Raw genomic sequence first — 26,483 nt, 5'->3', positions numbered from 1 at the left:
CAGTCCAGGTCATCGGAAACCCCATTTTGATTTAGCACCAAAAGGGAATCACAACCTGCTGTTATCGCTCAACTACTTTTAAATCGGGCTCTGAGGGAAGGTCCGCGATAGCATGCGGACCTTCGCCCATGTCAACGGTTGTTCAATTGCGAGCGCACGAGCACCAGTCCGCGTTCGGTGATGCGATAGGGCTGGCCCCTTGACGACGAGATCGCCTTCAACCGCTTGAGCTTGCGGAACAGGTCGAGGTCGAGGCTGGGATAGCGCCAGCCTTCCCGATTGAAGCAGGCGACGTGGTCGATCTTGGTCTTCGAGCGAAGATGCTCGATCCAGCCGCCCTGGGCGAGCAGGTGCAGGATGCGCTGTTCGGCGCGGGTGATATCCATGATGAGATGTCCGGACAAGAGAAATGGTCCGGCGCCTGGCAGAGCATGCTCTGGGGCCGGGATGCATGTTCTCCGCTGCGCGCGTGGCGATCGAACATCTTTCGATCGCAAAATCGCGGGCAGGGTCCGTCAGGCAATCTCAGACAAGTTGGACATCAGAACTCCTTTGGGAGAGCTTCAATTTAGCCGCTACGGCTCCGGCGTCAACCCAGGATAATTGCCGGAAGGCCTTGACCGGCAAGGTTTTCCGGGTTTCGATTGATAACGGGGACTGTCTCAACAGGAGCGCCGATGCCGACCATCCGCAGCGCACGCGAAGACGAAGCGGCAGACATCGCCGCCGTGGGCATGCGCGCCTGGGCGAGCGCGGTTGCCGGCTGGGTGGACGCCGAACTGATGTGGGAAAATGCGGAGCGCGCCTTCGCCAATTTCACCCGCAACAGCTTTCTCACCATCGATATTGCCGAACAGGGTGGGCAGATCCTTGCCTGGGCGGCACGGGAGAATTTCGACAATCACATCACCGATCTCTGGGTCGATCCGGTCTGGCAGGGGCAGGGCGTGGGCCGCACGCTGCTCGCCAAGCAGGAGGAAGAGATTGCCGCGCAAGGCTATGACAATGTGCGCATCGAGACGCATTCGCAGAATGCGCATGCGATCGCATTCCTGCAGCGCCAGGGCTATGCCATCCGCTGGATGACAGCTGTCTGGTCGCCGCAGCTCGACCGCGACGTCGACACGGTTGGGCTGGTCAAACCGCTGGAGGCGCAGGAAAAGCCGTCCGTCTACGCGGAGTTCTGACCGGACTCAGTATTCCTTGTCGAAGAACACGCCGCCGGCGGTCGAGGCGTCGGAGCCCGCTTCGCCGCGCAATTTCACGCCCTTGCCGATGTCGAGATTGATGATGACATTCGTGGTGTTGTCGGTGGTATCCTGTTGAAGCTGCAGATAGGTGCGCTTGTTGAGGTATTTGCCGACCGAGACATTGCTCTTGCCGTTTTCGTCCGTACCCACGTCGAGATCGTCGACGCCGAGGCCCTGGCGCAGCCGGTTGAACAGCGAATTCGACTGGCCGCCGGCCAGCGTCGACACGGCATCGGCGAGCTGGGCGATCTGCACCGGCGACAGTTCTGCTGAATTGCGCCCAAAAATCAGCAGCGCCAGCACCTCGTCCTGCGGCAACGAGGGCGACGACGAGAAGGTGACATTCGGATTGTTGGCGAGGCCGCTGACGATGACGCTGACCGTCGTCGCCTCGACCGTCGACGTCGCAGTCATATCGATGGCCGGCGTCAGGTTGCCGCCGAAGGAAATCTGGCCCGCGGTGAAATCCAGCCTGCGGCCGACAATCGACAGGCGCCCGCGCAGCATCTTGAAGCCGCCCGTGACGTCGGGGGCGCCGGCATTGYCTGATATCATGATCTTGCCGCCGAGTTCCGCATCGATGCCGCGGCCGCGGACGAAAATTTGCCTCGGCGCGGAGATGGTAAGATCGAAATTCACCCCACCGGCATCCTTGCCGGTCTTGGTGCCAGGCTGGTTTTCCTTGATCCTGGCTGCCTGGATGGCAACGGCGCGCGATGGATGCTTGTGCTTGATCTGGATCTGCGCCAGCGTTCCCGGCAGTTTTTGCGGGATGGTGATGTCGGCGCGACGCACATCGACGCGTCCACCCACCGTGGGACCTCTGATAAGGCTGCCGGTGACGGTCAGATCGCCGTTCAGCTTGGCGGCCAAAACCTTGCCGTCGGTATAGACAGCATTTTTCAGCGCGATCTTCAGGTCGGCGGGAAAGCCCGAGGCGGGTGTGATGCCGATGGTTCCCGAGACGTTGAGCGTGCCGCCACCGGAGAGTTTCCCGCTCAGGTTGGCGACGCGGGCCTGTTTGCCGTCGAGGTCGACGGTGGCGGCAAGACCGTTGACCGTGAGGTTCTGGCGGATCAGGGTCAAGGTTGCGCCGCTGGTGGAAATCCGGCCGGAGATCGACGGGTTTGCAGTCGAACCGCTGACGGCAATGTCGAACCTCGCATTGCCGCGAAGATCGACGCCCTGCGTGGCTAGAAGTCCGCCCAAAGCCGGGAAGGGCAGTTGGCCGTTGATTTTCAGGTTGAGCGCCTTGCTGCCGGCGATCGCCACGGTGCCGCCGGCTCTCAGCGACAGGCCGTCGCCGCTGCGCGCATTGGCATCGAGCGTCAGGATGTTCCGGGCGAGTTGTCCCTTGGCGGTGACCGAGAAGTTCTTGAGACCGGCGCTGCGTGTCTGGCTGATGGCGGCGTTCTGCCACGCGGTGTCGAAAGTCACGACGGACGCGGTGGGATCGCCCTTGGCGGTGACCGTCGCCGAGATCGTGCCATCGGCGCCGAGCGAGGGGGCAAAGGCATTGGCAATGCTTGCGGGCAGGGCGGTGACCCTGGCGGTGAGATCGAGCGCCTTGCCGGCATTGCCGGTCAAGGTGATCGAGCCCTTGCCGGCGCTGATCGACAGGCTGGTGAGCGATAAGGTGCCATTCTTGATGGCGAAGGAGGTCGGCCTGTTAAGCTTTACCGGGATCCTCTTCGGAGCGGCGGCGAAGCTGTCGAGGGACACATTCAGGCCATCGGGCAATTGCTCAATCGCCCCCTTCGCCGTCAGCGGCGACGCGTCATAGAGGCTTTTCAGGTCGAAAGCGGTCTTGGTGCCGGCGTGGTCAATGTCGAGTGCTAGCCTTGCAATCACATTCGTGCCCGACGCCACGCGGTCGGCGGTGACTTTTCCGGAAATCTGGCCGCTGGCGAGATCGGCGATCTTCAGATCGACCATCGGTTTGACGATCTCGGCGCCGCCGGCGGAAAGCCTGGGACCGCTGGCGGTGATGGCGCCACTGATCTTGCCATTCTGCGACTGGAAGTCGGCCGAACCCTTGATCGCGCCATCGGCCTTCTGGCCGGCAAAGGCCGCCAGCAGTGCCACATCCGGGAGGTCAAAATCGATCTTGCCTGTCGGGAGGAAGTCCGGGCCGAGGTTGAGCGCGCCCGACAGTGTGTTCTTGCCGACATCGAGCGTCAGCGCCGGCAGCGCCACCTTGCCATTGTCGCGGATCGCTTCGACATGGATATCGATCGCCTGCTTGCGGATCGTCCCGGTCGCCGCGACCTTGGCGTCGATCTTGCCGGAGGTTGAGGTGATGTCGGCTGCGCCCTTGAGCGCGCCTTCCGCCTTTTGGCCAGCCATGGCGGCGAGCAAAGCCAGATCGGGCAGATCGAAATCGACTTTGCCGGTCGGCAGGAAATCCGTGCCGAGCGTGATCGCGCCGTTGAGCCTGTTCTTGCCGACATCGAGTGTCAGCGAGGGCAGGGAGACGGCACCATGGTCAAGGCTGACATCCGCCCGCGCTTTGATGGCCTGCTGGCGGACTGAGCCGTCGGCATCCAGCTTGATGCCGATCTTGCCATCCCTGGACGTGATGTCGGCGCGGCCCTTCAGTGCGCCCTCGGCCTTCTGCTCGACGATGGCGGCAAGCGCGCCGGCATCCGGGATATCGAAGGTCACGTGGCCAGCCGGCTGGAATTTCCAATCGAAGCCAAGCGCGCCGCCGAAACTGCTCTTGCCGATCGTGGCTGTGAATGTGGGCACGGCGACCTGGTCGTCGTCCAGCTTCACGTTTGCGGAAAGATGCGTGGGCTGGCCGCGCAGAGCCGTGTCTGCAGTCACCGAAAGTGTATTGTCGGCGAACTGTCCCCTGGCGGTGACAGCGAGTGCCGGCAATTTGGCATTCCGGGTCTGGCTGGTTGCGAGATCTGCGATCCTGGTGTCGAAGGCGATGACCGGCGTCGAGGCATCACCGCTCACCTTGATATTGGCCGATATCAGGCCCGCGGCATCCAGCCCGGGCGCAAAAGCGTTGGCAATCGCGAGCGGTAGCCGATCGATCTGCGCGGTCAGGTCAAGCGTCTTGCCCGCGGTGCCATTGACGGTGATCGACCCATCGCCGAGCGCGATCAGGAGATGATCGAGGCTGACAACGCCGCCCCTGAACAGGATGTCTTTCGGCTGGCTGAGCTTGACCGGAACATTGCGCGGCGCCGCCGAGAATTCGGACAGTGTCAGCTTCAGTGCGCCGTCATCCTGCGCCAACTGGCCGGATGCACTGAGCGGATGAGCGTCATATTGGCCGGAGAGATCGAATTGGGTTTGTCGATCGACCAGATCGAAATTCAGCGCCAGCGAATCGAGATGGTTGGCGCCGAACGAAAGCTGGTCGGCCTTCACATGTCCGGAAAGCTGGCCGGTAGCCAGATCGGCGATGGTGAGGTCCACTTCGGGGTGAACGATCTGCGCCCCATTTGTGGTGATCGTCGTGCCGATGGCGGTGATCTTACCGCTGATCTTGCCATCGGTGGTGATGATATCGGCATTGCCCTTCAATGTGCCGTCTGCCTTTTGACCGGCGAAGGCGGCGAGAAGGCCGATATCTGGGAAATCGAAGCTCAGCTTGCCGGTCGGCAGGAAGGCTTTGTTCAGGGATAGTGCACCGGTCAGCGTGTTCGTGCCGACATTGACGCCGAGCGATGGAATGGAGATCGCACCCTTGTCGGAAACGATATGTGTGTTGATGTCGATCGCCTGATTGCGGATCAGGCCGGTGGCTGCAACCTTGGCGTCCACTTTGCCGGCGGTCGAAGCGATGTCGGCAGTGCCCTTCAAGGCGCCTTCAGCCTTCTGGCCCGCCATGGCGGCGAGCAAAGCAAGGTCGGGAAAGTCGAAATCCAGCTTGCCGGTTGGCAGGAGATCCGCGCCCAACGTGATCGCGCCGTTCAAATTGTTGGCGCCGACATCGAGCTTCAGTGAGGGCAGGGAAAGAGCACCATGGTCGAGGCTGATGTCAGCCAGTGCCGTGATCACCTGCTGACGCACTGTGCCATCGGCGTCGAGCCTGATGCCGATCTTGCCATTTTYGGAGGTGATGTCCGCGCCGCCCTTCAGCGCGCCCTCTGCCTTCTGGCCGATCACGGAGGCAAGTGCGCCGGCATCGGGAATGTCGAAGGTCACGTGGCCTGCCGGCTGGAATTTCGGACCAAAGGCGAGCGTGCCGTCAAAACTGCTTCTGCCGATGGTGGCCTGGAATGTGGGGACGGCCACTTGGCCTTGGTCCAGCGTCACATTGGCGGAGAGATGCGTGGCTTGGTCACGGAGCGCTGTGTCCGCCGTCACCGAAAGCGCGTTATCGACAAACTGTCCCTTGGCGGTGATGGCAAGTGCCGGCAGCTTGGCGCTTCGCGTCTGGTTCGTCGCAAAATCCTGGATTTGCGTGTCGAAGGTGATGGCGGGCGTTGAGGCCTCTCCGCTCACCTTGATGTTGGCCGAGAGGTGGCCCTTGGCATCGAGATTGGGGGCGAAGGCATTGGCAAGTGCGAGCGGCAGCTGCTCGATCCGCGCCGTCAGGTCCAGCGTCTTTCCGGCGGTGCCGTTGACCACCAGTGATCCATCACCAAGCGCGATCGAGAGATTGTCGATACTGACGGCGCCATCCTTGATACGAATATTGTTGGGCTGATCCAACTTGATCGGAATATTGCGCGGCATCGCCGACAGTTCGGACAGCGTCAGCTTGAGACCGCCTTCGCCCGGCGCTAACCGACCGGCTGCGCTCAGGGGACGCGCATCATATTGCCCGGTGAGATCGAATTGTGTCTGGCGGTCCGCCAGTCCAAAGTTGAGCACCAGCAAATCCAGGCGATTTGCGCCTGAAGAAAGCTGCTCGGCCTTCACATGTCCGGAAAGCTGGCCGGCGGCCAGGTCGGCGACAGTGACGTCCATTTCGGGATGGACGATCTGCACCCCGTCTGTTGTGATCGTCGTGCCGGCGGCCGCCACCTTGCCACTGATCTTACCATTGGTGGCGATGAGATCGGCATTTCCCTTCAGCGCGCCATCTGCCGTCTGGCCGGCGAAGGCGGCGAGCAAGTTGATATCGGGGAAATCAAAACTCAGCCTGCCGGAGGGCAGGAAGGTTTTGTCCAGGGACAGCGCACCGGTCAGCGTGTTCTTGCCGACATTGACGGTAAGTGATGGGATGGATATCGAGCCGTTGTCTGACATCAAGTCGGTCCGGATATCGATCGCTTGATTGCGGATCAGGCCGGTTGCCGTCAATTTGGCGTCGATCTTCTTGTCCGCCGACGAGATATCGGCCGTGCCCTTGACCGCGCCCTCGGCTTTCTGCCCTGCCATGGAGGCCAGTAGTGCAAGGTCGGGGAAATCGAAATCGAGCTTGCCGGAGGGCAGGAACGCAGCGTCGAGTGTGATGCCGCCGGACAGCTTGTTGGGGCCGATGGTGGCATCGAGCGAAGGCAGCGAGATGCGGCCCTTATCAGAAACCACGTCGGCATTCAGATCGATGGTCTGACCCCTCAGATTGCCCTGTGCATTGACCTTGGCGTCGACTCGACCGTTTGCCGAGTTGATATCAGCGGCGCCCTTAAGCGATCCTTCCGCCTTCTGTCCGGCCATCGCCGCCAGTAGCGCGACATCCGGGAAATCGAAGCTGATCTTGCCGGAGGGCAGGAATTTCTCGTCGAGCGTCACGGCGCCGGCCAGCAGATTGCGCCCGATATCGATCCGAAGCGAGGGCAGAGCCAGCGCGCCCTTGTCGATGGTCGCCTCTACCAGTGCCTTGATGGCCTGGTTGCGGATCGTGCCGGTCGCGTCGACCTTGGCGTCGGTCTTGCCGTCCTTCGAGGCGATCTCGATGGCGCCTTTCACCGCACCTTCGGCCTTTTGGCCGACGATCGCGGCGAGCGCATTGGCATCAGGAATATCGAACGTGATACGGCCCGACGGTTGCGACTGCCGATCCAGGGCGAGCGCACCGGCGAAGCGGCTCGCGCCGACATCTGCGGTGAAGGATGGGATGGAGACTGCGCCGTCCGTGAGCGCAACGTCGGCCTTGGCGTTCGCTGTCTGATCACGCACGTTGCTCGTCGCTGTGACGGTGAGCGCATTGTCAGCGAATTCGCCCTTTGTCGATATCGTCAGAGCCGGCAGTTTGGCGCTGCGGGTCTGGCTGGTCTCAAGTCCGGCTATGTCCGCATCGAATTTGATGCTTGGCTTGGCCGCCTTGCCGGTGATGGTTGCGTTTGCAGAGATATGGCCGCTTGCATCGAGGCCCTTGGCAAAGCTGTTGGCTAGCGCAACTGGCACGTCCTTCGCTTTTACGGTCAGGTCAAGCAGCTTGCCGGCGGTGCCGTTGACGACGATAGTTCCGTCGCCGGCGGCAATAGTGAGATCTTGCAGCCGGGCTGTCCCGCCCTGGACCAAGATTTCTGTCGGCTGGGCTAACCCAACGTAAACTTGTCGGGGGGTGCCTGAGAAAGATGCAAGCTTGACGACAAGGCCTTGATCCTGCTGCAGAACCGCGCCCTTGACGGTGAGTGGCCCAGAATCGAACCTGCTATCCAATGCGAAATCGATCTGCTTGCCAGCGAGCGCAAGATCAAGCGCGACCTGATCGAGATGATTGCTGCCAGACGCGATCTTCTCTGCCGTGATGTGGCCGGACATCTGTTGCGTCAGCAGGTCGGACGACTGCAATGCRAGGCTGGGAGCCGTGATCTCAATGCCTGACGTCGTCAGCCTGGGGCCATTCGCGGAAATCTTGGCTGCGAGCTTGCCATCCTTCGCGGTGAGGTCGATCGTGCCTTTCAGGGCGCCATCGGCTGTCTGGCCGGCAAGCTTTGCCAGGCTGGCAATATCGGGCAGATCGAAGGCAATTTGCCCTGACGGCAGGAAGGTGGTGTCGAGGCTGAGCGCGCCCACAAGGCTGTTGGCGCCGATGTCGGTCTTCAGCGAAGGAATGGCGACCAGTCCGTCGTTCAACCGCGCTTCGGCTTCCGTCTTGATCGTCTGGCCGAGATAGGTCGCGGACAGCGTGATTTTCGCGCTAGGCTGCTTCAGGTCGAGTGACGGATTGGCGATTGTTGCGTCGATTGCCTGGAGCGCCTTGCCGGCGAAGGCGATCTCATCCGATGCGACATGGACGATGACCGATGGCTTGTCCACCGTACCAGAAGCGTCGATGGCGATGCTTGCTTTGCCGGAGGCCTGAGACGCGAAAGGCGCGAGGTCGGGTACGTCGGCGACAAGATTGGCTGTCAGGGCATCGCCGTCGAGCGAGGCGGTGCCGCTGGCAGTCATCAGGTTCGATGTGAGCTGCAGGTTTTGTACTGCAAAGGCCGAAGGCAGCGTGGCGCTGACATGGCCTGAGAGCCCGACAGTGCCGGAAAGCTTCGTTGCGATTGACGGCGGCAGCAGGTCTTGTGGCAGGAGGAAGAGGTTGAAGTCGGCGGCGATTTGTTGGTTGGCGAGCGCGAAACTGCCCGAGAATTTGCCGCCGATCTTGGCGCTCTCTAGTTCTGCACCGGCCAGCGTGATCACGTCCGGCTTGATATCGGCGGTGCCGCGCAGGTTCAGCGGACCCTGGACCAATTTGGCGGCGGTGGGATTGGCGAGATCGAGTGCAGCAGCGCCGAGTTGGTAGGACAGCTTTCCGGTCTTGCCGCCAAAGTCGAAGGCGTCGGAATGCGCTGTCAGGCTGATCTTGCCCACTTGCGCCTGCGGCGTCGTCAGATCAGCGAGATCGGCAGCGATATCGATTGTCGCCTTGCGGAATGCGCCGTTCAGCGTCAGGCTTGCCTTGCTGAGGTCCACCGAGACCGGTCCCGACGCGAGCGGCAGGTCCAGGTGAACGCTGTCCTTGTCTCTGGCCGGCATGAGATTGCCGGTCAGCTTTGCTTCGCCTTTCGGATCGAGCGCGCCATTGGCAATCAACGCAAAACTGTCATTGGTGATCGATCCCGAGCGGATATCGATGAGGCCGGTTTCGGCGAAACGGGTGTCGACATCGATCTTGGTCTCGCCGGCAAACAGCGTGCGGAATTGCGGTGGCAGGAATTCGGCAATGTCTCCGCCGCCGATCAGCGCGACTTCATGCACATTGCCGTCGACGAGTTTGTGACTGCCATTCATCAACAGCACGTTCTGGCTATCGACGGCGCCCTTGATCTCACCTGTCCAGTTGTCGAGCGTGCCGTCACCTTTGACGGAGATTTCGACCGGCGGCTCGCCGGGCAAGGAAAGCAGACGGGCGAGCAGGCCACCCTGCGGTTCCTCGACCGAACTGTCCACCGTCAGGCGCTTGGTGTTGACGGCATAGGTGACGGAAGCCTTGGCGGTGGCGTTCAGCCGATCCTTCTCGGCAATGTTCAGATCGAGCGCGATGCGATCGGCAACCGCCTGGGCCGATCCCCGGAGGCCGAGCATGGTGTCGCGCCCAGCAATCGCCTTGCCGAGCGCAATCATCGGCAGGTCGAAACTGTCCACCTTGATTTCGACCGGCAGCGAGAAGGAGCCTGCGGCCTGAGAGGGCTTTTCAGGCAGCGTCTTGATTGGTGCGCGCGCGACGCTGAGTTTCTCGGCGGCGATCCTGTCGGCGTGGAAGCGCAGGCGCAGCAGTTCCGATGGCGTCCAGAAGACGTCGATATCCCTGGCCTCGGCGAATTTGCCCTTTGTGTCGGCAAGCGTGGCCTGGTCGAGATGCAGGCGGCCTTCGAGCAGGCCGCTCACGCCTTCAAGCGAAATCTGCATGTCCGGCGTCGAGACCTGCTCGGCGACGCGGTCGGCGAGGAACTGGTTGCCCGAGGCGGTGAAGCCGAGATAGCCGATCGCTACCGCGAGCAGCACGACAATAATCACGAGACCGGTGAGCAATCCGCGGATGAATCTGCCAAGGAAGTGCAACATCGCCGCCTCTCAGAATGACTGGCCGATGCCGGCATAGATGCCGAATGTGGCACCGCCGTCATAGCGTTTGAGGGGCAGGGCGACATCGAGCCTGAGCGGCCCCAGTGGTGTCGCATAACGAATGCCGATGCCGAGACCGGCGCGGATGTCGCTGAAATCAGGATAGGGCTGCCGTCCGACAGTGCCGACATCGAGGAAGGGCACAATGCCAAACTTGTCATTGATTCTGATGCGCGGCTCGATCGACGCCAGCACATAGGATTCGCCGCCCAAGGCATCGCCATCATTGTTGCGCGGCGAGATTTCCTGGAAGCCATAGCCGCGCACCGATCCGCCGCCGCCGGCGTAGAAGCGCCGCAGTGCCGGAATCTCGGAAATGTCGCCGACGCCGAGCAGCGTGCCCATGGAAAGCTTGCCGGCGAGCACGATATCGTCCTGCTGCCCGATAGGATAATAACCTGAGACGCTGCCTTCGATCGAGGTGAAGGGCAGGCTGTTGTTGATCTCGTAGCTCGGCTGGGCCTTCAGGTTAAGCTTGTAGCCCGACTTCGGATCGAGCGGATCGTCGGTCGTGTCTCTCAGCCAGTTCAGCGGCGCTGAAACGACCAGATATTTGTTGTCGCCGAACACGTCGTCGGTCTCGCTCCAGGTGACGTCGCCGCCCGCGGTCAGCGTATCGATGCGGCTCAGATCGAAGCCGACATTGGCAAAGGTCGAAAGTGCCGCGGACTGGTAGGTGTCGGGATGGGTGGCACTGGCGACGATCCCGGCATTGAAGGTGGTGATTTCGCTGAAGGCGTCCGGCTTGGAGAACAAGATGGAGAAGTTATAGTCGAGATCCTTGTAATCCAGGGTCTGGCCGAAACCGGATATGGATCCGCTGATCTTGAGCGATTCGGCCCCGCCAAAGAGGTTGCGGTGTCCCCAATAGCCCTGCAGGCCGAGGCCGTCGATCGACGAGAACTGCACGCCGCCGCCAAAATAGCGCTGCTTGCCATCCGACACCTGGACGCTCATCGGGATGCGGCCCTGCTTGTCGAGCCGATCGCCCTTGGTGATGATGATCGAGGAGAAGACGCCGAGTTTCCGCAAGCGTTCGGCGGCGTCCTTGACCTCCTGCGGCGAGTAGCGGCGGCCTTTGTCGAGCCGCGACCAGTCGCGGATGAAATCCTCCTTCACCTTCTTCGAACCGGTGACGACGGTGTCACCGTAATCGGCAACCGGGCCGCCTTCGGCGCCGATGGTGATATCGGTGGTGTTGTCGTCGTGATTGGCGACGAGCTGGCGCTGTGTCAGCCTGGCGAGCGGACGGCCATCGGCCTCGAGATCCTCGACCATCTTGCCGGCGGCGAGCACGATGACATTCGATTTCGCGTCGGCGCCAACCGGCAGGCCGTAGTCATCCGGCTTGAATTTTGCGGCATCGCCGGTGAGCGTGACGGATTTGATGTGGAAAACCGGGCCGGGGTCGACACTGACGCTCACTGGCACCGGATATTCATGCGGGAAGAGCGGCACGGCCGGCAGCTTGTCGATGTCGGTGCCGGCGACCTTGATGGTGACGACGGCGCCATAGCGGGCCTGTTCATAAAGAGCGGCGAGCAGGCGCTTGCGGTCATCACTGGCCTTGATCACTAGGCCGAGGTCGCCGGAAACTGCTTCTTTCTGGTCGGTGTAGAGCAGGGAGGCGTCTTCAAGAACCTTGCCCAGGTCCTTGTCGGCACCGCTGTTGAAGGTCAGCGCATAGTTGACGGGATCGGAGACAGGCGCGTCCTTGTCGCTTTCGAAAAACTTCCAGCCGAAGATTTCGAAGGCCTGGGCCTGGCTGGCAGCAGTCAGCGCCGCTCCGCCCAGAAGGAAAGCAAAAAGGACAGTCGAGGCCCGAATATGTGCCCTTAACCTACGCATGGCCTCTATAGTCTCGTTCCTGTGCTGCGGACGCTAACAGAAAGAAAATTCTATGAAAACCCCATATTGGCCTTTTGGGCCGAGCGCAACGTGCGGGCGTGGCATATCTTTCCGCCCGGCTGCTGATGTACTGAAAAGCTTGCCTGTTTGCATCAATTGCTCTACCGGAGGGGATCGAACCGATGCATGCGAGAAGGCCGAGAGATGAGCTTAGTCGACGTCCGTACACCCGATCCGAAGCGCTTCATTGCCGGGGCTACCGGCGACTGGGAAGTGGTGATCGGCATGGAAGTGCATGCGCAGGTGACCAGCAAATCAAAGCTGTTCTCCGGCGCCTCTACCGAGTTCGGACGGCCGCAGAATTCCAATGTCTCGCTTGTCGACGCGGCCATGCCCGGCATGCTGCCTGTTATCAACGAAGAATGCGTCAAGCAGGCCGTGCGCACCGGGCTTGGTCTCAAGGCACAGATCAACCATCGCTCGGTCTTTGACCGCAAGAACTATTTCTATCCGGACCTGCCGCAGGGCTACCAGATCTCGCAATACAAGGACCCGATCGTCGGCGAGGGCAAGATCATCATCTCGCTCGGCCCGGACCGGCAGGGCCAGTTCGAGGATATCGAGATCGGCATCGAGCGCCTGCATCTGGAGCAGGATGCCGGCAAGTCGATGCACGACCAGCATCCGACGCTGTCCTATGTCGACCTCAACCGTTCCGGCGTGGCGCTGATGGAGATTGTCTCCAAGCCCGACATGCGCTCGTCCGACGAGGCCAAGGCCTACCTCACCAAGCTCCGCACCATCGTGCGCTATCTCGGCACCTGCGACGGCAACATGGACGAAGGCTCGATGCGCGCCGACGTCAACGTCTCCGTGCGCAAGCCGGGCGGCGAATTCGGCACGCGCTGCGAAATCAAGAATGTCAACTCGATCCGCTTCGTCGGCCAGTCGATCGAATATGAGGCTCGCCGCCAGATCGCCATTCTCGAAGAGGGCGGCACGATCGACCAGGAGACCCGGCTCTTCGACGCTGCCAAGGGCGAGACGCGGTCGATGCGCACCAAGGAAGATGCGCATGACTATCGCTATTTCCCCGATCCGGACCTGCTGCCGCTGGAATTCGACAATGCCTTCGTTGCCGAGTTGTTGGCCGGCCTGCCGGAACTGCCCGATGACAAGAAGGAGCGCCTGGTCAAGGACCTTGGCCTGACCGTCTACGATGCCTCGGTCCTGGTGTCGGAAAAGGCGATCGCCGATTATTTCGAGAAGCTGGCCGATGGCCGCGACGCCAAGATCGCTGCGAACTGGGTGATCAACGATCTGCTCGGCGCGCTCAACCGCACCGGCAAGGACATTGAAGAGACGCCGGTCGATCCCGATCAGCTCGGCGCCATCATCGACCTGATCCGCGACGGCACGATTTCCGGCAAGATTGCCAAAGACCTGTTCGAGATCGTGCTCAACGAGGGCGGCGATCCCAGGGAGATCGTCGAAGCCCGCGGCATGAAGCAGGTCACCGACACCGGCGCTATCGAAAAGGCGGTGGACGACATCATCGCGGCCAATCCGGATCAGGTCGCCAAGGTCAAGGCCAAGCCGACCATGGCCGCGTGGTTCGTCGGCCAGGTGATGAAGGCCACCGGCGGCAAGGCCAACCCGCAGGCCGTTCAGGCCCTGGTCAAGGCCAAGCTCGGCATCGAAGAGTGAGCTCGATCTTCTTCATCCGTTCGGCGGGCGGGGGCGACCTCGCTGCCGTTGCCAAGCTGATCGAGGCGCGCGAGCCGGAAGCGGCGCGCTCGGTCCAGAACCTCAAAGCCGATCTGGCGCGGCCTGATTCGGAATTCGTGCTCGCCGATGACGGCCGACGCATTGGCGGCATGGGCTATGCTGCGATGGCGGCGGGCGAAAGCGACGTCGTCATCCTGCATCGGCTGATCGTCGATACGGAATTCGAAGGGCAGGGCCTCGGACGCGATCTTTTCGCCGAGCTCGAAACCTGTTTTCCCGATGCCAAACGGATGCGGGTGGAGGTCGGCAGGCAGGATGAGGGCGCGAAGCGCTTCTTCTCCGGCCTGGGTTTTGCCGAAGTGGGCTGGTCCAAGCACGGTGTGGACCGGCCGCATGCGTCCGAAGTGTCGGTCTTCGAAAAAGAGCTGGCCTTCTGAGGAAGGCCTATTCGAGATTGGTGTGCCGCGCGCGCATGCTCTCCGCTGCTTCGCCCAGACGGTCGCGCAGTTTCATCACCAGGATTTCGAAAAGCAGGAATTGCGCGCCTTCGAACAGGCTGCCCATCGGCAGGAACGACGTCGGTGCGCTTTCATCGCGCGCCATCGTCTGTGCCGGGATGGCAAGCGTGAGATCGGCAAGTTCTGTGACGCGCGAGCCGGGCTCTGCGGTGATGCAGGCGGTTCTCGCACCTGCCTTGCGGGCTTCGCCGAGCAGCGTCAGCACGGTTGCGGTATAGCCGGGGCCGGAACTGACCAGCAGCAGGTCGCCRGGACCGACGGGCGGCGTGGTCATGTCGAACACCATGTGCGCATCCATGCCGAGATGGTACATGCGCATGCACAGCGCCCGCATCATCAGGCCTTCGCGCCCGCAACCATAAATGCAGATGCGCTTCGATGTCGCCAGCAGTTCGACCAGATCGGCGACCTCGTTGTCTTCGATCCGGTCGAGGCACTGGCCGAGTTCGGAGAGTGCCCTGGCGCCCATCGCAGCGATCGTGTTCATGATGATTTCCCGTGAGGTTCTCGGGCGCCGAGAATGGTTCTGCTGCGACATGAAGGCAAGTGTGAAACCGATTGATTTTGCCGAAACATCACTGGACAATTCGGATGACAGGCGGCATAAGCGGGTGACTCCATAGGCGCCGTTCCGGCGCAAACCGCACCGTTCAAGGCTGTTGCGACATGAAGCTTCTCCTGCAGATTCTCACCTGGTGGAACGGTCAGACGATCGGCACCCGTTTCTTCACCTGGCGCTTCGGCAAGCGCGTCGGCGAAGACGAATTCGGCAATGTCTATTACGAAGGGCCGATGAGCTCCTATGGCCTGCAGAAGCGCTGGGTGATCTATAACGGTTATGCGGACGCCTCGGCGATCCCGCCGGGCTGGCACGGCTGGATGCATCATCGCACCGACACGCCGCCTTCCAAGGAAGACTACAAGCCGCGCGAATGGCAGAAGGCACATCAGGCCAATCTGACCGGCACCGCCTTCGCCTATCGGCCGAAGGGCTCCATTGCCGCCGGCGGCGAGCGCCCGCGTGTTACCGGCGACTACGACGCCTGGACGCCGCGCAACTAGGGCTCTCTTCTTCCGGCCATAATCGCTTTGTAACGAATGGCTGGATTGGGAACCGGCTGGCGGATGGATTGATGAGATCAGCAACAGCGACCAGATTGAGAGCGGCGGGTGCAGCGGCAATCGCCGCTCTTGGGCTATTCTGCGCGCCGCAAATCGCGTCCGCCGCGAAGGTCAAGAATCCGGTCGCGGTGTTCTCCGGCCTTGACAAGATCACCGGCCGCACGACGTCTTTCGACGTCTATGTCGATGAGACGGTGCAGTTCGGTGCACTGCAGGTCACGCCGCGCGTCTGCTACACCCATGAGGAGTCCGAGGCGCAGAAGGTCGATTCCTTCGTCGAGGTTGACGAGATCACGCTCGACCGCAAGATTCGCCGCATCTTCACCGGCTGGATGTTTGCCGCGTCGCCCGGCCTCAACGCCGTCGACCATCCGATCTATGATATCTGGCTGACGGGCTGCAAGCAGTCTTCGGATGTGCCGGCGCCGAACGAGACCAAGTCCAATGCGGGCGATCAGAAGCAGCCGCAGGCAAATACCAGCACGGATACCGGCGCCAGCACCGATGCCGGCGCGGACAATAAGCAGAAGACCAACAACGATCTCCGCACCAATGACAGCGACGAGTTGGGGACGAACAACGGCGACAACAATGATGTTGGCGCCGACGATCCCAGCACGGATGATCTCGGCACCAACGATTTCAATGACAACAATAACGGCACCAACCAGCAATAGTTGCCTGGTGTTGTGATGCTTCTGCCGGCAGGGCAATTGCCCTGCACGCCTGTGGAGCCTGTTCAGACCGAGTCGTATGGTGGCGGCTGATTTGGCTTGCGCTTGAAAAGCTTGGCGATCGGCTTGAAGATCGCGCCGGCGAGCACCGCGATGACCACGGCACCTTTCTTGAGAAAGACCAGCGCAATAGCAAGCAGACCAACCTTGGCCGCCACCTTCGCGCCCACTGCCGTGGCGATCAGTCCAGCCAGCCCGTAAGCTGCGACTTTGTCGCCCTCCTCATGTGCCTCATATTTTTTGTCGGCGTCATAGGAGACAAGACCGGCGACGCGTGGGACCTGCGTCTCGATGGTGTGTAGCTGATCCATTCCGGCAATGAAGTTGACTTCGAGGATACCCTGTCGGCCGAGAATACGGAGCTGGTAGTTCAGCGTATGCGGTGCATTCATATCGTTGCCGAACAGCAGGTCGCGCGCCCAGCGGAGCGCGTGCAGGCTGCTGTCGTAATGAGGTGGCGATGCCCAGCCGACGAGCTTGATCGGTTCATAGCCCTTGGCTTTGCGCTCGACGTTGTCTTGTTCCGTCTCCTGCTTGAGATCGGACAGCACTTTGTCGTAGTCGATCGATTGCGCGTCGGTGTCTGCGACATAACCGTCATCGGAATAGTCAATCAGTGCGCCCCAAGCTTGCGGATCCTCAGGTGACATCTGCCGTGGGAAGACCATCCCCAACACGCCGTCGGCAGCGTCCGGCGGATTACCCCAAAGCTTGGTCAGCACTTTCGCTGCGTCAACGGCATTGAGGAAGTAAAAATCTCCGGCCGGATTGAGCGCGGCATAGGCTGAGGGCAGCGGCAGCTTGTCTTCCCTGAAATCCAGTGTGCCCAGCAAACCGTCCCGCATCGTTGGAGCCGGCCGGTGGAACATTTCTTGGTAGGTCTTGGCTTCGGCCAAAGCGGGCAGGAAGGCGAATGCAATCAATCCAACAACGATACTACGCATGCTATGCTCCATCAGTTGTCATGACTGTAGCAATCGTGGCGTGCGGATCAACCTGAATCTGACTCAGAAAGGYACATCCCCCGAATGCATCGCCTGTTCGAGCAGCCGCTCATAAGCCTTGCGCGGCATGTCGATGGCGCCGAAGGTTTTCAAATGCTCGGTGGTGAACTGGGTGTCGAGCAGAGTGAAACCTTTTTGCTTCAGCCGCTCCACCAAATGGACGAGACAGATTTTCGAGGCATTGGTGCGGCGCGAGAACATGCTTTCGCCAAAGAAAGCCGAGCCGAGTGAAACGCCATAGAGCCCGCCGACCAGTTGGTCATTCTCCCAGGCTTCGACGGAATGGGCGTAACCGAGGCGATGGAGCTCGGTATAGAGCCTGCGGATCAGCGGATTGATCCAGGTCGTCGGGCGATCTTCGGTCGCTTGGGCGCAACCCGCCATGACGGCCTCGAAGGCAGTATCGAAGCGGATGTCGAAGGGTTTTTGGCGGATCGCTTTGGCGAGGCTTTTCGACACGTGGAAGTCAGCGAACGGGATGATACCGCGCACTTCCGGCTGGACCCAGTAGATTTCCGGGTCGTCGGCTGATTCCGCCATGGGAAAGAGCCCCGCGGAATAGGCGCGGAGCAGGATTTCGGGCGTGACGGCGGGGGGATTGAGATACCGCGCCATCACGGTCGTCCGTTAATGCGCATCCTGCGCAAGGTAGCTTTCGAGCCAATGGATGTCGTAGTCGCCATTGGCGATGTCCTGATTGGACACGAGATCCTGGAACAAGGGCAGGGTGGTTTTGATGCCGTCGATGACGAATTCGTCGAGCACCCGGCGCAACCGCATCATGCATTCGACGCGCGTGCGGCCATGCACGATCAACTTGCCGATCAGGCTGTCATAGTAGGGTGGGATCTTGTAACCGGCATAGGCGCCGGAATCGACGCGGACGCCCAGGCCGCCGGGGGCATGGAAATGCGTGATCGTACCGGGCGAGGGCACGAAGGTGCGCGGGTCCTCGGCATTGATGCGGCATTCGATGGCGTGGCCCTGGAACTCGATGTCGGCCTGGGTAACCGAAAGGCCTGCGCCGGAGGCGACGCGGATCTGTTCGTGCACCAGGTCGATGCCCGTGATCGCTTCCGTGACCGGGTGCTCGACCTGTAGGCGGGTGTTCATTTCGATGAAATAGAATTCGCCATTCTCATAGAGGAACTCGATCGTGCCAGCGCCGCGATATTTCAGCTTCTTCATCGCGTCGGCGCAGACCTGTCCGATCTTCATCCGCTGTTCAAGGTTGAGCGCCGGCGAATTCGCCTCTTCCCAGACCTTCTGATGACGGCGCTGTAGCGAGCAGTCGCGCTCGCCCAAATGCACGGCATTGCCTTCGCCGTCGCCGAACACCTGGATTTCGATGTGGCGCGGCTTTCCGAGATATTTCTCCATGTACACGGAGTCGTTGCCGAAGGCATTGGCCGCTTCCGAACGGGCGGTGTTGAAGGCTTCGAGCACGTCGGCCTCGGTCTTGGCGACCTTCATGCCGCGTCCGCCGCCACCCGCCGTTGCCTTGATCAGCACCGGATAGCCGATTTCCCTGGCTGTGCGGATGGCATCCGCCTCCGTGGCAACCTCGCCGTCCGAACCGGGCACGACGGGAATGCCGAGATCCTGTGCCGTCTGCTTGGCGGTGATCTTGTCGCCCATGATGCGGATATGATCGGCCGTCGGGCCGATGAAAGTGACGCCATGGGCATCGAGGATGTCGGCGAATTTGGCGTTCTCCGACAGGAAGCCGTAGCCGGGATGAACGGCATCGGCGCCAGTGATTTCGCAGGCGGCGACGATCTGGTGGATGTTGAGATAGCTGTCACGCGAGGGCGGTGGGCCGATGCAGACGCTCTCGTCGGCCAACCGGACATGCATGGCATCCGAATCCGCCGTCGAATGTACGGCGACGGTGGCGATGCCGAGCTCCTTGCAGGCGCGCAGCACGCGCAGCGCAATCTCGCCGCGGTTGGCTATCAGGATTTTGGAGATCATGCGCGCGTCCCCTATTCGATCACGAGGAGGGGTTCGCCATATTCCACCGGCGACGCGTCGCCGACCAGGATCTGTGTCACCTTGCCGGAGCGCGGTGCCGGAATCTGGTTCATCGTCTTCATCGCCTCGATGATCAGCACCGTCTGGCCTTCCTTGACGGTGGCGCCGATTTCAACAAAGGGCGGGCTACCCGGAGCCGGGGCATAATAGCAGGTGCCAACCATGGGGGACGTGAGCGTAAAGCCGGCGGCCGGCGCGGGCACTGCCGCCGGGGCTGCGGCTGCTGCCGGTGCGGCGGCCATCTGGGGTGCGGCCATCATCGGCGGCGCATAGGCTGCGAACTGGGGTGCCGCGACATAAGTGTTCTCGCGGGTGCGCGAGACGCGAATGCGCAGGTCGTCCTGTTCGACTTCGATTTCGGTCAGATCGGTATCCTTGAGGATATTGGCGAGATCGCGGATCAGCGCCTGATCAATGCCCGTCTTCTTTTCAACCATTTTTCGATTTTCCCAATTATGGTTATTTCACCAGAGTTCTGGCTGCCTGAAGCGCCAGCAGATAGGAATCGGCGCCAAAGCCGCAGATCACGCCTTTGACGGCAGGCGCAGTCCATGTCTTGTGGCGGAATTCCTCGCGCGCGTGAATGTTGGAAAGGTGCAGCTCGATTACCGGTGTGGCGATGGCCCGGATCGCGTCGTGGAGCGCGATCGACGTGTGGCCATAGGCGCCGGGATTGAGGAGCACGGCAGCGGCCTTGTCATTGGCCTCATGCAGCCAGTCGACCAATACGCCCTCATGGTTCGTCTGCCGGAAGTCGACATCGAAGCCCAGTGTCTTACCGGTCTCACGGCACTCGTCGGCAATCATATCGAGGGTCTTGCCCCCATAGATACCCGGTTCCCGCTTTCCCAGCATGTTCAGATTGGGGCCGTTCAGGACGAATATGAGGTGGGCCATCCACGCTTTCCGAATTCACGCGATGCCCTCCTATAGACTGTGCGCTGCAGGAGGAAAAGAGGATATGCGCGCAGCATCGCCGTTTCAGGGCGCGCGGCGATAGATAATCACAGGATTTGGTTCTAAAGCTTTAGCTTTACAGCATATTGTCGTCAAATCTACAAAAAAATCCACTGCTTCAGGAATCACATCACCGAAACCCGGGAGGGGTAACGCACCCTAATGCAGCGACACGAAAGGCGTCGCGATAGACCAGCGACGCCCGGATTTCATGACAGGAGTTTCCACCTACTCAGCAGGTCGTCTTGCCGCACTGCTGGACATTGGTGATCTTTGTATCCAGGGTTTCGGCACCGACCGCGCCGAAGATCGCCTCGTCGCCGATCACATAGGTGGGCGTACCGGTGATACCGATCTTGCGGGCCAGCGCATAGGTCTCGCCGACGCTCTTCTCATTGTTGGTCTTCTTCATCTGCGCGCGGATCTGATCCTCGCTGACGCCGAGCGATTGCGCCACTTCGAGTGCGCGCGCCTCGCTTGCATGCTCCTCGCCGCCCAGGAGTTCGCGATGGAACTGAACGTATTTCTGCGGCGCGATACGGCGGAAGGCGTCGGACACCTGATGGGCAGCGACCGAATCCGGCCCGAGGATCGGGAATTCCTTGAGGACGAAGCGAACATCGGGGTTCTTCTTGATCACCGCATCCATGTCGGAAATGGCGTGCTTGCAGTAGCCGCAATTGTAGTCGAAGAACTCGACGACGGTGACTTTGCCCTTGGGATTGCCGAGCGAGATGTCATAGCCGTCGTCAAAGATCAGCTTCCTGTTCTGCTCGACAGCATCCTTGGCCTGCGCCATGCGGGCTGCGTCCTGCTTCTTTTCAAGCGCCTGCTGCACTTCAACGAGCACTTCCGGATGCTCGAGCAGGTAATTCTTGACGATCGTCTCGATCTCTTTCTTCTGTCCGTCGTCGAAGGCGTTGGCGGGCGAAAAAGCCGCAAACGCAACGACCAGAGACATGGCCGTGGCCGAAAGCAGGGTCTTGAATGTCATGCAATTGTCCTCTGGCAGGCTGCCGAAATAGTCCGATTTGCGGAAAGTCTATAACGTATAAACGGTTGCACGAAACATAATTTTCCGGAGCCGGCGAATTCTCGCGGGATTGTGATCAGCGTTTTCATGCTGTGCTGGGCAGTCAATCGCCAGTTTTCTGAAATTCGTTTGGCGGTTCTGCCGTTTCAGCATCTTGCGGCCAGACGGTAAATGCGAAGGATGTAAGGACGTGCATGCTGCATGACAGCAAAAAACCCGCCTTGCGGCGGGTTTTCCGGATCATTGCTTGCCAGTGATCAAGCGCCAGACGGCATCAAAGAAACCCCCTTTTCTGCCACCAGCCTGCCTTCTTCGGCTTGTTTTCTTCCTCGCTACGCTCGGTATTCGACGACGTGACGACCGCCCTGGTCGAAGAACTCAGCGCAGCTTCACCGCGATTGCTGCGGCGGGGCTTCTCTTCGGCCGTGGCATCCTCGGTCTCGGCGACTGGTGCGACCGGCTCGGCGGCAGCGGGCTGCGCGGCAGCGATCGGAGTCTCGGCCGCGGCCTCGGGCTCAGCATCCGCCGCGTCGTCGTCATCGTCGGAAGAATCCGCTTCGATCGCTTCGGCAGCCTCGTCGCCATGTGCGCCTTCGCCCGGGGTGCCCTCGCGGCCACGACGTCCGCCGCGCTTGCCACGCCTGCGCTTCTTCGATTGGCTGGAGGTCGCGGCAGCGGTTTCGTTTTCCGCTGCTTCGGCGGCAGAGGAATCGGTCTCTACCGAGGTTTCTTCACCCTCGGTGTCGTCTTCGTCCTCGTCGCCGTCCTCATCCTCGTCGGCGTCATTTTCCTCGTCCGCAGCCGCCTGTTCCGGCGTCACCGACGACGGAGTTCCATCTGTCGGAGTGGATGTCGCCTCGGATGTCGTGGTGGGCTTGCTGCCGGAACTGCGGCGGCGGCGGCGGCGCTTCTTCTTCGAGGCGCCTTCACCACTTTGCGGCTGGCTGGACTGCTGCGCCGGTGCGGCCTGAGCAGCGACGGGCTTCTCCTCGGCCTCGTCGACTTCCTCTTCCTCGACCGGAATATCGTCCTCCTCTTCCTCCTCGACGGGGAAGTGGATGAGCTGGTCGATCTTCACCGGGTTTTCGACCGCTTCGCCACGCTCGATGGTGAAGTGCGGGCCGCCAGGCGCGCCATCCGCCTCGATGATGATCGAGACACCGAAACGGTTCTCATAATCGACGATCGTAACGCGCTTGTGATTGAGCAAGTAGAGCGCCGTATCGGCCTGCGTATGGACGACGATATCGTGGGTCGTGCTCTTGAGCAAGAATTCCTCGATGCCGCGCAGCACGTGCAGCGCCACCGACGACTGCGAACGGATATGGCCGGTGCCGCCGCAATGCGGGCAGGTCTGCATCGTCGACTCGAGCACAGAGGCGCGAATGCGCTGGCGCGACATTTCGAGCAGGCCGAAATGCGAGATGCGGCCGACCTGGATGCGGGCGCGATCGTTCTTGAGGTGATCCTTGAGGCGCTTTTCGACGTGGCGGTTGTTGCGCTTCTCCTCCATGTCGATGAAGTCGATGACGACGAGGCCGGCAAGGTCACGCAGACGGAGCTGGCGAGCGACTTCCTCGGCCGCTTCCAGATTGGTCTGCAGCGCCGTGTCCTCGATCGAGTGCTCGCGGGTCGAACGACCGGAGTTGACGTCGATGGAGACCAACGCTTCGGTCTGGTTGATGATGATATAGCCGCCGGACCGCAGCGTCACCTGCGGCTGCAGCATGCGGTCGAGCTGTGCCTCGATGCCGGCGCGCGAGAAGATCGGATGGATGTCGCGATACGGCTGAACCACCTTGGCGTGGCTCGGCATCAGCATCTTCATGAAATCCTTCGCTTCACGGTAGCCTTCCTCGCCGGAAACGATGATTTCACTGATGTCCTTGTTGTAGAGGTCGCGGATCGAGCGCTTGATCAGGCTGCCTTCCTCATAAACGAGGCAAGGTGCCGTCGACTGCAGCGTCTTGGTGCGGACATTCTCCCAGAGGCGCATCAGATATTCGAAGTCGCGCTTGACCTCGGCCTTGGTGCGGTTGGCGCCGGCCGTGCGCAGGATCACCCCCATGCCGTTCGGCACTTCCAGGTCCTTGGCGATTTCCTTGAGACGCTTGCGGTCCTGCGGGCTGGTGATCTTGCGGGAAATGCCGCCGCCGCGCGCCGTGTTCGGCATCAACACCGAATAGCGGCCGGCGAGCGACAGATAGGTGGTCAGAGCGGCGCCCTTGTTGCCGCGCTCTTCCTTGGCGACCTGGACCAGCAGGATCTGGCGGCGCTTGATGACTTCCTGGATGCGGTACTGCTTGCGCGGCTTGCGCTGAATGCGATCCGGAACCTCTTCCATCGCGTCCTCGGCGCCGACCGATTCGATGACTTCCTTTTCGCCGTCATCCTCATCGTCATCATCGTCGTCGTCATTGCCGCGACGTGGCGCGTCTTCCGAGATCGTGTCGATATCAGCGACCATGGCCATAGCCGGCGGCGTCGAGCCATTGTCGTCATTGCCGCCGTCGGACGCAGGAGCCTCGGGCTCGGCGCTTTCCGCAGCCGGTTCGGCCTCTGTGGATGCTTCGGCCTTCGGCTTTCGGGCGCGAGGCTTACGGACTCGCTTGGCCTTCTCCACCGGCTTTTTTTCTTCGGCCGGTTCTGCGGGCGCGGCCTCTTCTGCCGGAACAACGTCCCGAGCCACAGCTTCGGTTACGGCCTCCGGTTCCGTTGTTTCCGGCGTTTCGGCAGCATCGTCGCCGAGGCCCTCGGTGGCGACACCGGTTATTTCGCCCTGCCAGGATTCAATGATCGGCTGCGGTGCATCGTCCGACGCCAGAACCGCAGCCGGATGCCTGTCTTCGTCTGACGGACGACCGCCTCTGCCTCTGTTCGATGCAGTGGGAACCGATTCGAACTCCTCGTCCCGACGATGCTCCTCGGCCTCGGCGCGCAACAGCGCCTGACGGTCGGCGAGGGGGATCTGGTAATAATCGGGGTGGATTTCCGCGAAGGCCAGGAAGCCGTGGCGATTGCCGCCATAATCGACGAAGGCGGCCTGGAGGGAGGGTTCGACCCGGGTTACCTTTGCGAGGTAGATGTTACCCCGCAATTGTTTCTTGTGCTGCGATTCGAAGTCGAATTCTTCTATGCGGTTGCCGCGTACGACAACGACGCGCGTCTCCTCAGCGTGAGACGCGTCAATGAGCATCTTGTCTGCCATGTAAGTAAAACTCCTCGGCAAGCGAGGTCTGGCGGTGGCTCGCTGGCGCCCGGGGGAGCCAAGGAACGTGCCGAATGACGATTGCCGAATTTTCTGCCTCTCCTGGCATCGGAAGGCGTAATCGCCAAGGGGCGGCGGAGAATCGGACGAGCCGATCCTACTCTGTATGCCGCTACTAACTCTGTCCCTTGCGCCAACGTCGAAATACCAAGCGAGAATGCCAATACCCAAGACCTTACGGTCCAATGAAATGCCCGAACACACGGGCGTGAAGCGGCGTAGCGCCGGAAACAACATGCGGATTGCCCGCATGATCGGATTGAGCCTGGGGTGAGCACGTGTCGACGGCAGATGATCTCGCATAACCGGCGCCAAACGTCCTGGCAGCCTTGCGAGAGACGTATCCCGTCTTCGCCTTTCACCTTGCATATCCTTCTATGTTTTATCCCGTCGAATATCAAGAGGTGACGCAAATCCGTCACAATATTGATGAATTGAATGCACTGTTTCTTGGAAATCCTTGAATTGGCTCAACAGGCTGCGACCAGCTTCACACTTGTCTCACCTGCGATGGAAGGCTATGCCCTGATCGAATCGAGGGGCGCGCGGCGGACGTTCGAGCCCTGTCCGTGGGATCGCAAACGAGAAAACGGCTTGCCGGTACTATGATGTGGAAGACTGCGCAGACGATCCTCCTGGCACTCGTTGCCACTATCGCGCTGGCATTCCCGGGCCGGGCCGCAGACGAGCCGCTGTCGAACAATGCCAAGCCGACCGAACCGCTGATCGCCTATGCCGCCCGTATCGCCGGCGACGATGCGCGCACCCGTATCGTCATCGATTTCGATCGCAAGCCTGAATTCTCGCTGCATTACACCGCCAAGCCCAACCGCCTGATCGTCGATCTCAACGAGACGGCATTCGGCTTCGCGCCGGCCGATCTCGAGGCGAAGGGGCTGTTTCAGGATATCCGTTACGGCCGGATGGGCGAGCAGCAGTCGCGAATCGTGCTGAGCGCCCGCCGGCCGGTAAAAGCCATGCTCGCTGCCGTGCAGCCGAATGAGCCGGGCAAGGGCTACCGGCTGGTGCTCGACTGCGAGGTGGTGCCGCAACATGTCTTTGCCGATCTCATCAAGATGCAGACGTGGAACGGCACCGAAAAGGTGGCCGGCGGCAAGATGGATCGCATTGGCGACAAGGATGCGCCGCCAAAATCCGAGGATTTCCTGATTGCCATCGATGCTGGCCATGGCGGCATCGACACCGGTGCGCTCGGCGCGAGCGGTAATGTCGTCGAAAAGGATGTGACGCTGGCCTTCGCCAAGGCGCTCGCCGACCGTATCAACCAGGAAAAGGGCATTCATGCCTTTCTGACGCGCGACGACGACACATTCATTTCGCTCTCCGAGCGTGTCGTCATCGCCCGTCAGCGCGGCGCAAAACTGTTCATCTCGCTGCATGCCGACACGCTGCGCCAGAAGGATATCCGCGGCGCCACCGTCTACACGATCTCCGACAAGGCGTCGGATGCGCTGGCTGCCAACCTGGCGCAACGCGAAAACAAGTCGGATGGTATTGCCGGCGTCGAGATCAAGGACGAACCGGCTGAAGTCACCGACATATTGGTCGACCTGACGCGGCGGGAGACGCAGGCTTTTTCGATTCAGCTGGCGGAAAACGTGTTGAAATCCTTCGAGGGTCAGATCGACGTGATCAACAATCCGCTCCGGCATGCCGGCTTCCGCGTCCTGCAGGCGCCGGACGTGCCGTCGATCCTGGTGGAGCTCGGCTTTCTGTCGAATGCCGATGATGAAAAACTGCTTGTCGATCCGGACTGGCAGAAGACGATGGCGGAACGGCTGACCAACGCAATCAAGACCTATCTGGATGCATCCGGCACCGGGCGTGGCGGATAGGCTACGCTTGTCGCGGAAATTGCAGCCTGCGAGGTGTATCATTCCGGAAAAGGCACTGTCAGCCCTATTTTTCTCACATTCACGACGCTATGCCTCGATGCTGGTGTCGTGATGGCGGATGGAGTACAAGGCGCCGAGTCAGGCCATGCAGGCCGGCA

General features: G+C 61.1%; 16 protein-coding genes and 1 pseudogene. 6 read left to right on the top strand and 11 right to left on the bottom strand.

Annotated elements, in window-relative coordinates; all coding sequences use genetic code 11:
* Nucleotides 1-131: 131 nt before the first annotated feature.
* Nucleotides 132-386: a YjhX family toxin gene (locus AC1D06_RS25585; RefSeq protein ID WP_477880926.1), complete on the bottom strand. Its 255-nt coding sequence runs from the start codon at nucleotides 384-386 to the stop codon at nucleotides 132-134.
* A gap of 291 nt (nucleotides 387-677) precedes the next feature.
* Between AC1D06_RS25585 and AC1D06_RS25580 the strand changes: the two genes are divergently transcribed.
* Complete coding sequence (locus tag AC1D06_RS25580) at nucleotides 678-1,187, top strand: N-acetyltransferase family protein (protein ID WP_477988617.1); 510 nt, start codon at nucleotides 678-680, stop codon at nucleotides 1,185-1,187.
* Nucleotides 1,188-1,193: 6 nt separating this feature from the next.
* Here the strand turns inward: AC1D06_RS25580 and AC1D06_RS25575 are convergent, their stop codons facing one another.
* Both AC1D06_RS25575 and AC1D06_RS25570 read right to left on the bottom strand, forming a co-directional pair.
* Entirely contained in the window at nucleotides 1,194-10,163 is an 8,970-nt protein-coding gene (locus AC1D06_RS25575) for a translocation/assembly module TamB domain-containing protein (protein WP_477988616.1), read from the bottom strand.
* Nucleotides 10,164-10,172: 9 nt separating this feature from the next.
* Nucleotides 10,173-12,071, bottom strand: a complete 1,899-nt coding sequence (locus AC1D06_RS25570; protein ID WP_477988615.1) for an autotransporter assembly complex protein TamA — start codon at nucleotides 12,069-12,071, stop codon at nucleotides 10,173-10,175.
* A 204-nt stretch (nucleotides 12,072-12,275) separates the two neighbouring features.
* Between AC1D06_RS25570 and gatB the strand changes: the two genes are divergently transcribed.
* On the top strand, nucleotides 12,276-13,778 hold the full coding sequence (gene gatB, locus AC1D06_RS25565) for an Asp-tRNA(Asn)/Glu-tRNA(Gln) amidotransferase subunit GatB (protein ID WP_477880919.1): 1,503 nt from the start codon (nucleotides 12,276-12,278) through the stop codon (nucleotides 13,776-13,778).
* Nucleotides 13,775-14,236, top strand: coding sequence for an N-acetyltransferase family protein (locus AC1D06_RS25560; protein ID WP_477988614.1), 462 nt, complete (start codon nucleotides 13,775-13,777; stop codon nucleotides 14,234-14,236). Before gatB ends, AC1D06_RS25560 begins: the two co-directional genes overlap by 4 nt.
* A 7-nt stretch (nucleotides 14,237-14,243) precedes the next feature.
* Here AC1D06_RS25560 and hxlB read toward each other — a convergent pair whose 3' ends face one another.
* Nucleotides 14,244-14,804 (bottom strand): 6-phospho-3-hexuloisomerase, encoded by a 561-nt coding sequence (gene hxlB, locus AC1D06_RS25555; protein ID WP_477988613.1) that lies wholly within the window; start codon nucleotides 14,802-14,804, stop codon nucleotides 14,244-14,246.
* A 179-nt stretch (nucleotides 14,805-14,983) separates the two neighbouring features.
* On the opposite strand from hxlB, the gene AC1D06_RS25550 reads away from it, so the two are divergent.
* Together AC1D06_RS25550 and AC1D06_RS25545 are read left to right on the top strand one after the other, a co-directional pair.
* A complete protein-coding gene (locus AC1D06_RS25550; protein WP_477988610.1) occupies nucleotides 14,984-15,379 on the top strand; it encodes an NADH:ubiquinone oxidoreductase subunit NDUFA12 in 396 nt (131 codons plus the stop codon).
* A gap of 71 nt (nucleotides 15,380-15,450) precedes the next feature.
* Nucleotides 15,451-15,888, top strand: a pseudogene (locus tag AC1D06_RS25545) (DUF2155 domain-containing protein); the annotation flags it as partial.
* A gap of 290 nt (nucleotides 15,889-16,178) precedes the next feature.
* Here the strand turns inward: AC1D06_RS25545 and AC1D06_RS25540 are convergent.
* From AC1D06_RS25540 to AC1D06_RS25510, 7 genes are all read right to left on the bottom strand, one after another.
* On the bottom strand, nucleotides 16,179-17,069 hold the full coding sequence (locus AC1D06_RS25540; RefSeq protein ID WP_477988609.1) for a DUF2167 domain-containing protein: 891 nt from the start codon (nucleotides 17,067-17,069) through the stop codon (nucleotides 16,179-16,181).
* Between the two features lie 111 nt (nucleotides 17,070-17,180).
* Entirely contained in the window at nucleotides 17,181-17,792 is a 612-nt protein-coding gene (gene aat, locus AC1D06_RS25535) for a leucyl/phenylalanyl-tRNA--protein transferase (RefSeq protein ID WP_477880909.1), read from the bottom strand.
* A gap of 12 nt (nucleotides 17,793-17,804) precedes the next feature.
* Nucleotides 17,805-19,151, bottom strand: a complete 1,347-nt coding sequence (gene accC, locus AC1D06_RS25530; protein ID WP_477988607.1) for an acetyl-CoA carboxylase biotin carboxylase subunit — start codon at nucleotides 19,149-19,151, stop codon at nucleotides 17,805-17,807.
* Nucleotides 19,152-19,162: 11 nt separating this feature from the next.
* A complete protein-coding gene (gene accB, locus AC1D06_RS25525; protein WP_477880905.1) occupies nucleotides 19,163-19,648 on the bottom strand; it encodes an acetyl-CoA carboxylase biotin carboxyl carrier protein in 486 nt (161 codons plus the stop codon).
* A 22-nt stretch (nucleotides 19,649-19,670) separates the two neighbouring features.
* Nucleotides 19,671-20,108, bottom strand: a complete 438-nt coding sequence (aroQ, locus tag AC1D06_RS25520; RefSeq protein WP_477988606.1) for a type II 3-dehydroquinate dehydratase — start codon at nucleotides 20,106-20,108, stop codon at nucleotides 19,671-19,673.
* A 292-nt stretch (nucleotides 20,109-20,400) separates the two neighbouring features.
* Complete coding sequence (locus AC1D06_RS25515; RefSeq protein WP_477880901.1) at nucleotides 20,401-21,162, bottom strand: DsbA family protein; 762 nt, start codon at nucleotides 21,160-21,162, stop codon at nucleotides 20,401-20,403.
* 313 nt (nucleotides 21,163-21,475) lie between these two features.
* Nucleotides 21,476-24,409 carry an Rne/Rng family ribonuclease gene (locus AC1D06_RS25510; RefSeq protein ID WP_477988605.1) on the bottom strand — a complete coding sequence of 978 codons (2,934 nt, stop codon included), beginning with the start codon at nucleotides 24,407-24,409 and terminating at the stop codon, nucleotides 21,476-21,478.
* 665 nt (nucleotides 24,410-25,074) lie between these two features.
* Here AC1D06_RS25510 and AC1D06_RS25505 point away from each other — a divergent pair.
* Nucleotides 25,075-26,325, top strand: a complete 1,251-nt coding sequence (locus AC1D06_RS25505; RefSeq protein WP_477880897.1) for an N-acetylmuramoyl-L-alanine amidase — start codon at nucleotides 25,075-25,077, stop codon at nucleotides 26,323-26,325.
* The last annotated feature ends 158 nt before the right edge of the window (nucleotides 26,326-26,483 follow it).

Source organism: Rhizobium sp. P2_G2 (genome assembly GCF_056403555.1).
This window is presented reverse-complemented; position numbering and strand designations above follow the sequence as displayed.

Excerpts from the sequence above, each read along its gene's own strand:
- AC1D06_RS25585 (WP_477880926.1), bottom strand. The coding sequence starts at position 386 with ATGGATATCACCCGCGCCGAACAGCGCATCCTGCACCTGCTCGCCCAG.
- AC1D06_RS25580 (WP_477988617.1), top strand. The coding sequence starts at position 678 with ATGCCGACCATCCGCAGCGCACGCGAAGACGAAGCGGCAGACATCGCC.
- gatB (WP_477880919.1), top strand. The coding sequence starts at position 12,276 with ATGAGCTTAGTCGACGTCCGTACACCCGATCCGAAGCGCTTCATTGCC.
- AC1D06_RS25515 (WP_477880901.1), bottom strand. The coding sequence starts at position 21,162 with ATGACATTCAAGACCCTGCTTTCGGCCACGGCCATGTCTCTGGTCGTT.
- AC1D06_RS25570 (WP_477988615.1), bottom strand. The coding sequence starts at position 12,071 with ATGCGTAGGTTAAGGGCACATATTCGGGCCTCGACTGTCCTTTTTGCT.
- aroQ (WP_477988606.1), bottom strand. The coding sequence starts at position 20,108 with ATGGCCCACCTCATATTCGTCCTGAACGGCCCCAATCTGAACATGCTG.
- AC1D06_RS25550 (WP_477988610.1), top strand. The coding sequence starts at position 14,984 with ATGAAGCTTCTCCTGCAGATTCTCACCTGGTGGAACGGTCAGACGATC.
- AC1D06_RS25510 (WP_477988605.1), bottom strand. The coding sequence starts at position 24,409 with ATGGCAGACAAGATGCTCATTGACGCGTCTCACGCTGAGGAGACGCGC.
- accB (WP_477880905.1), bottom strand. The coding sequence starts at position 19,648 with ATGGTTGAAAAGAAGACGGGCATTGATCAGGCGCTGATCCGCGATCTC.
- accC (WP_477988607.1), bottom strand. The coding sequence starts at position 19,151 with ATGATCTCCAAAATCCTGATAGCCAACCGCGGCGAGATTGCGCTGCGC.
- AC1D06_RS25505 (WP_477880897.1), top strand. The coding sequence starts at position 25,075 with ATGATGTGGAAGACTGCGCAGACGATCCTCCTGGCACTCGTTGCCACT.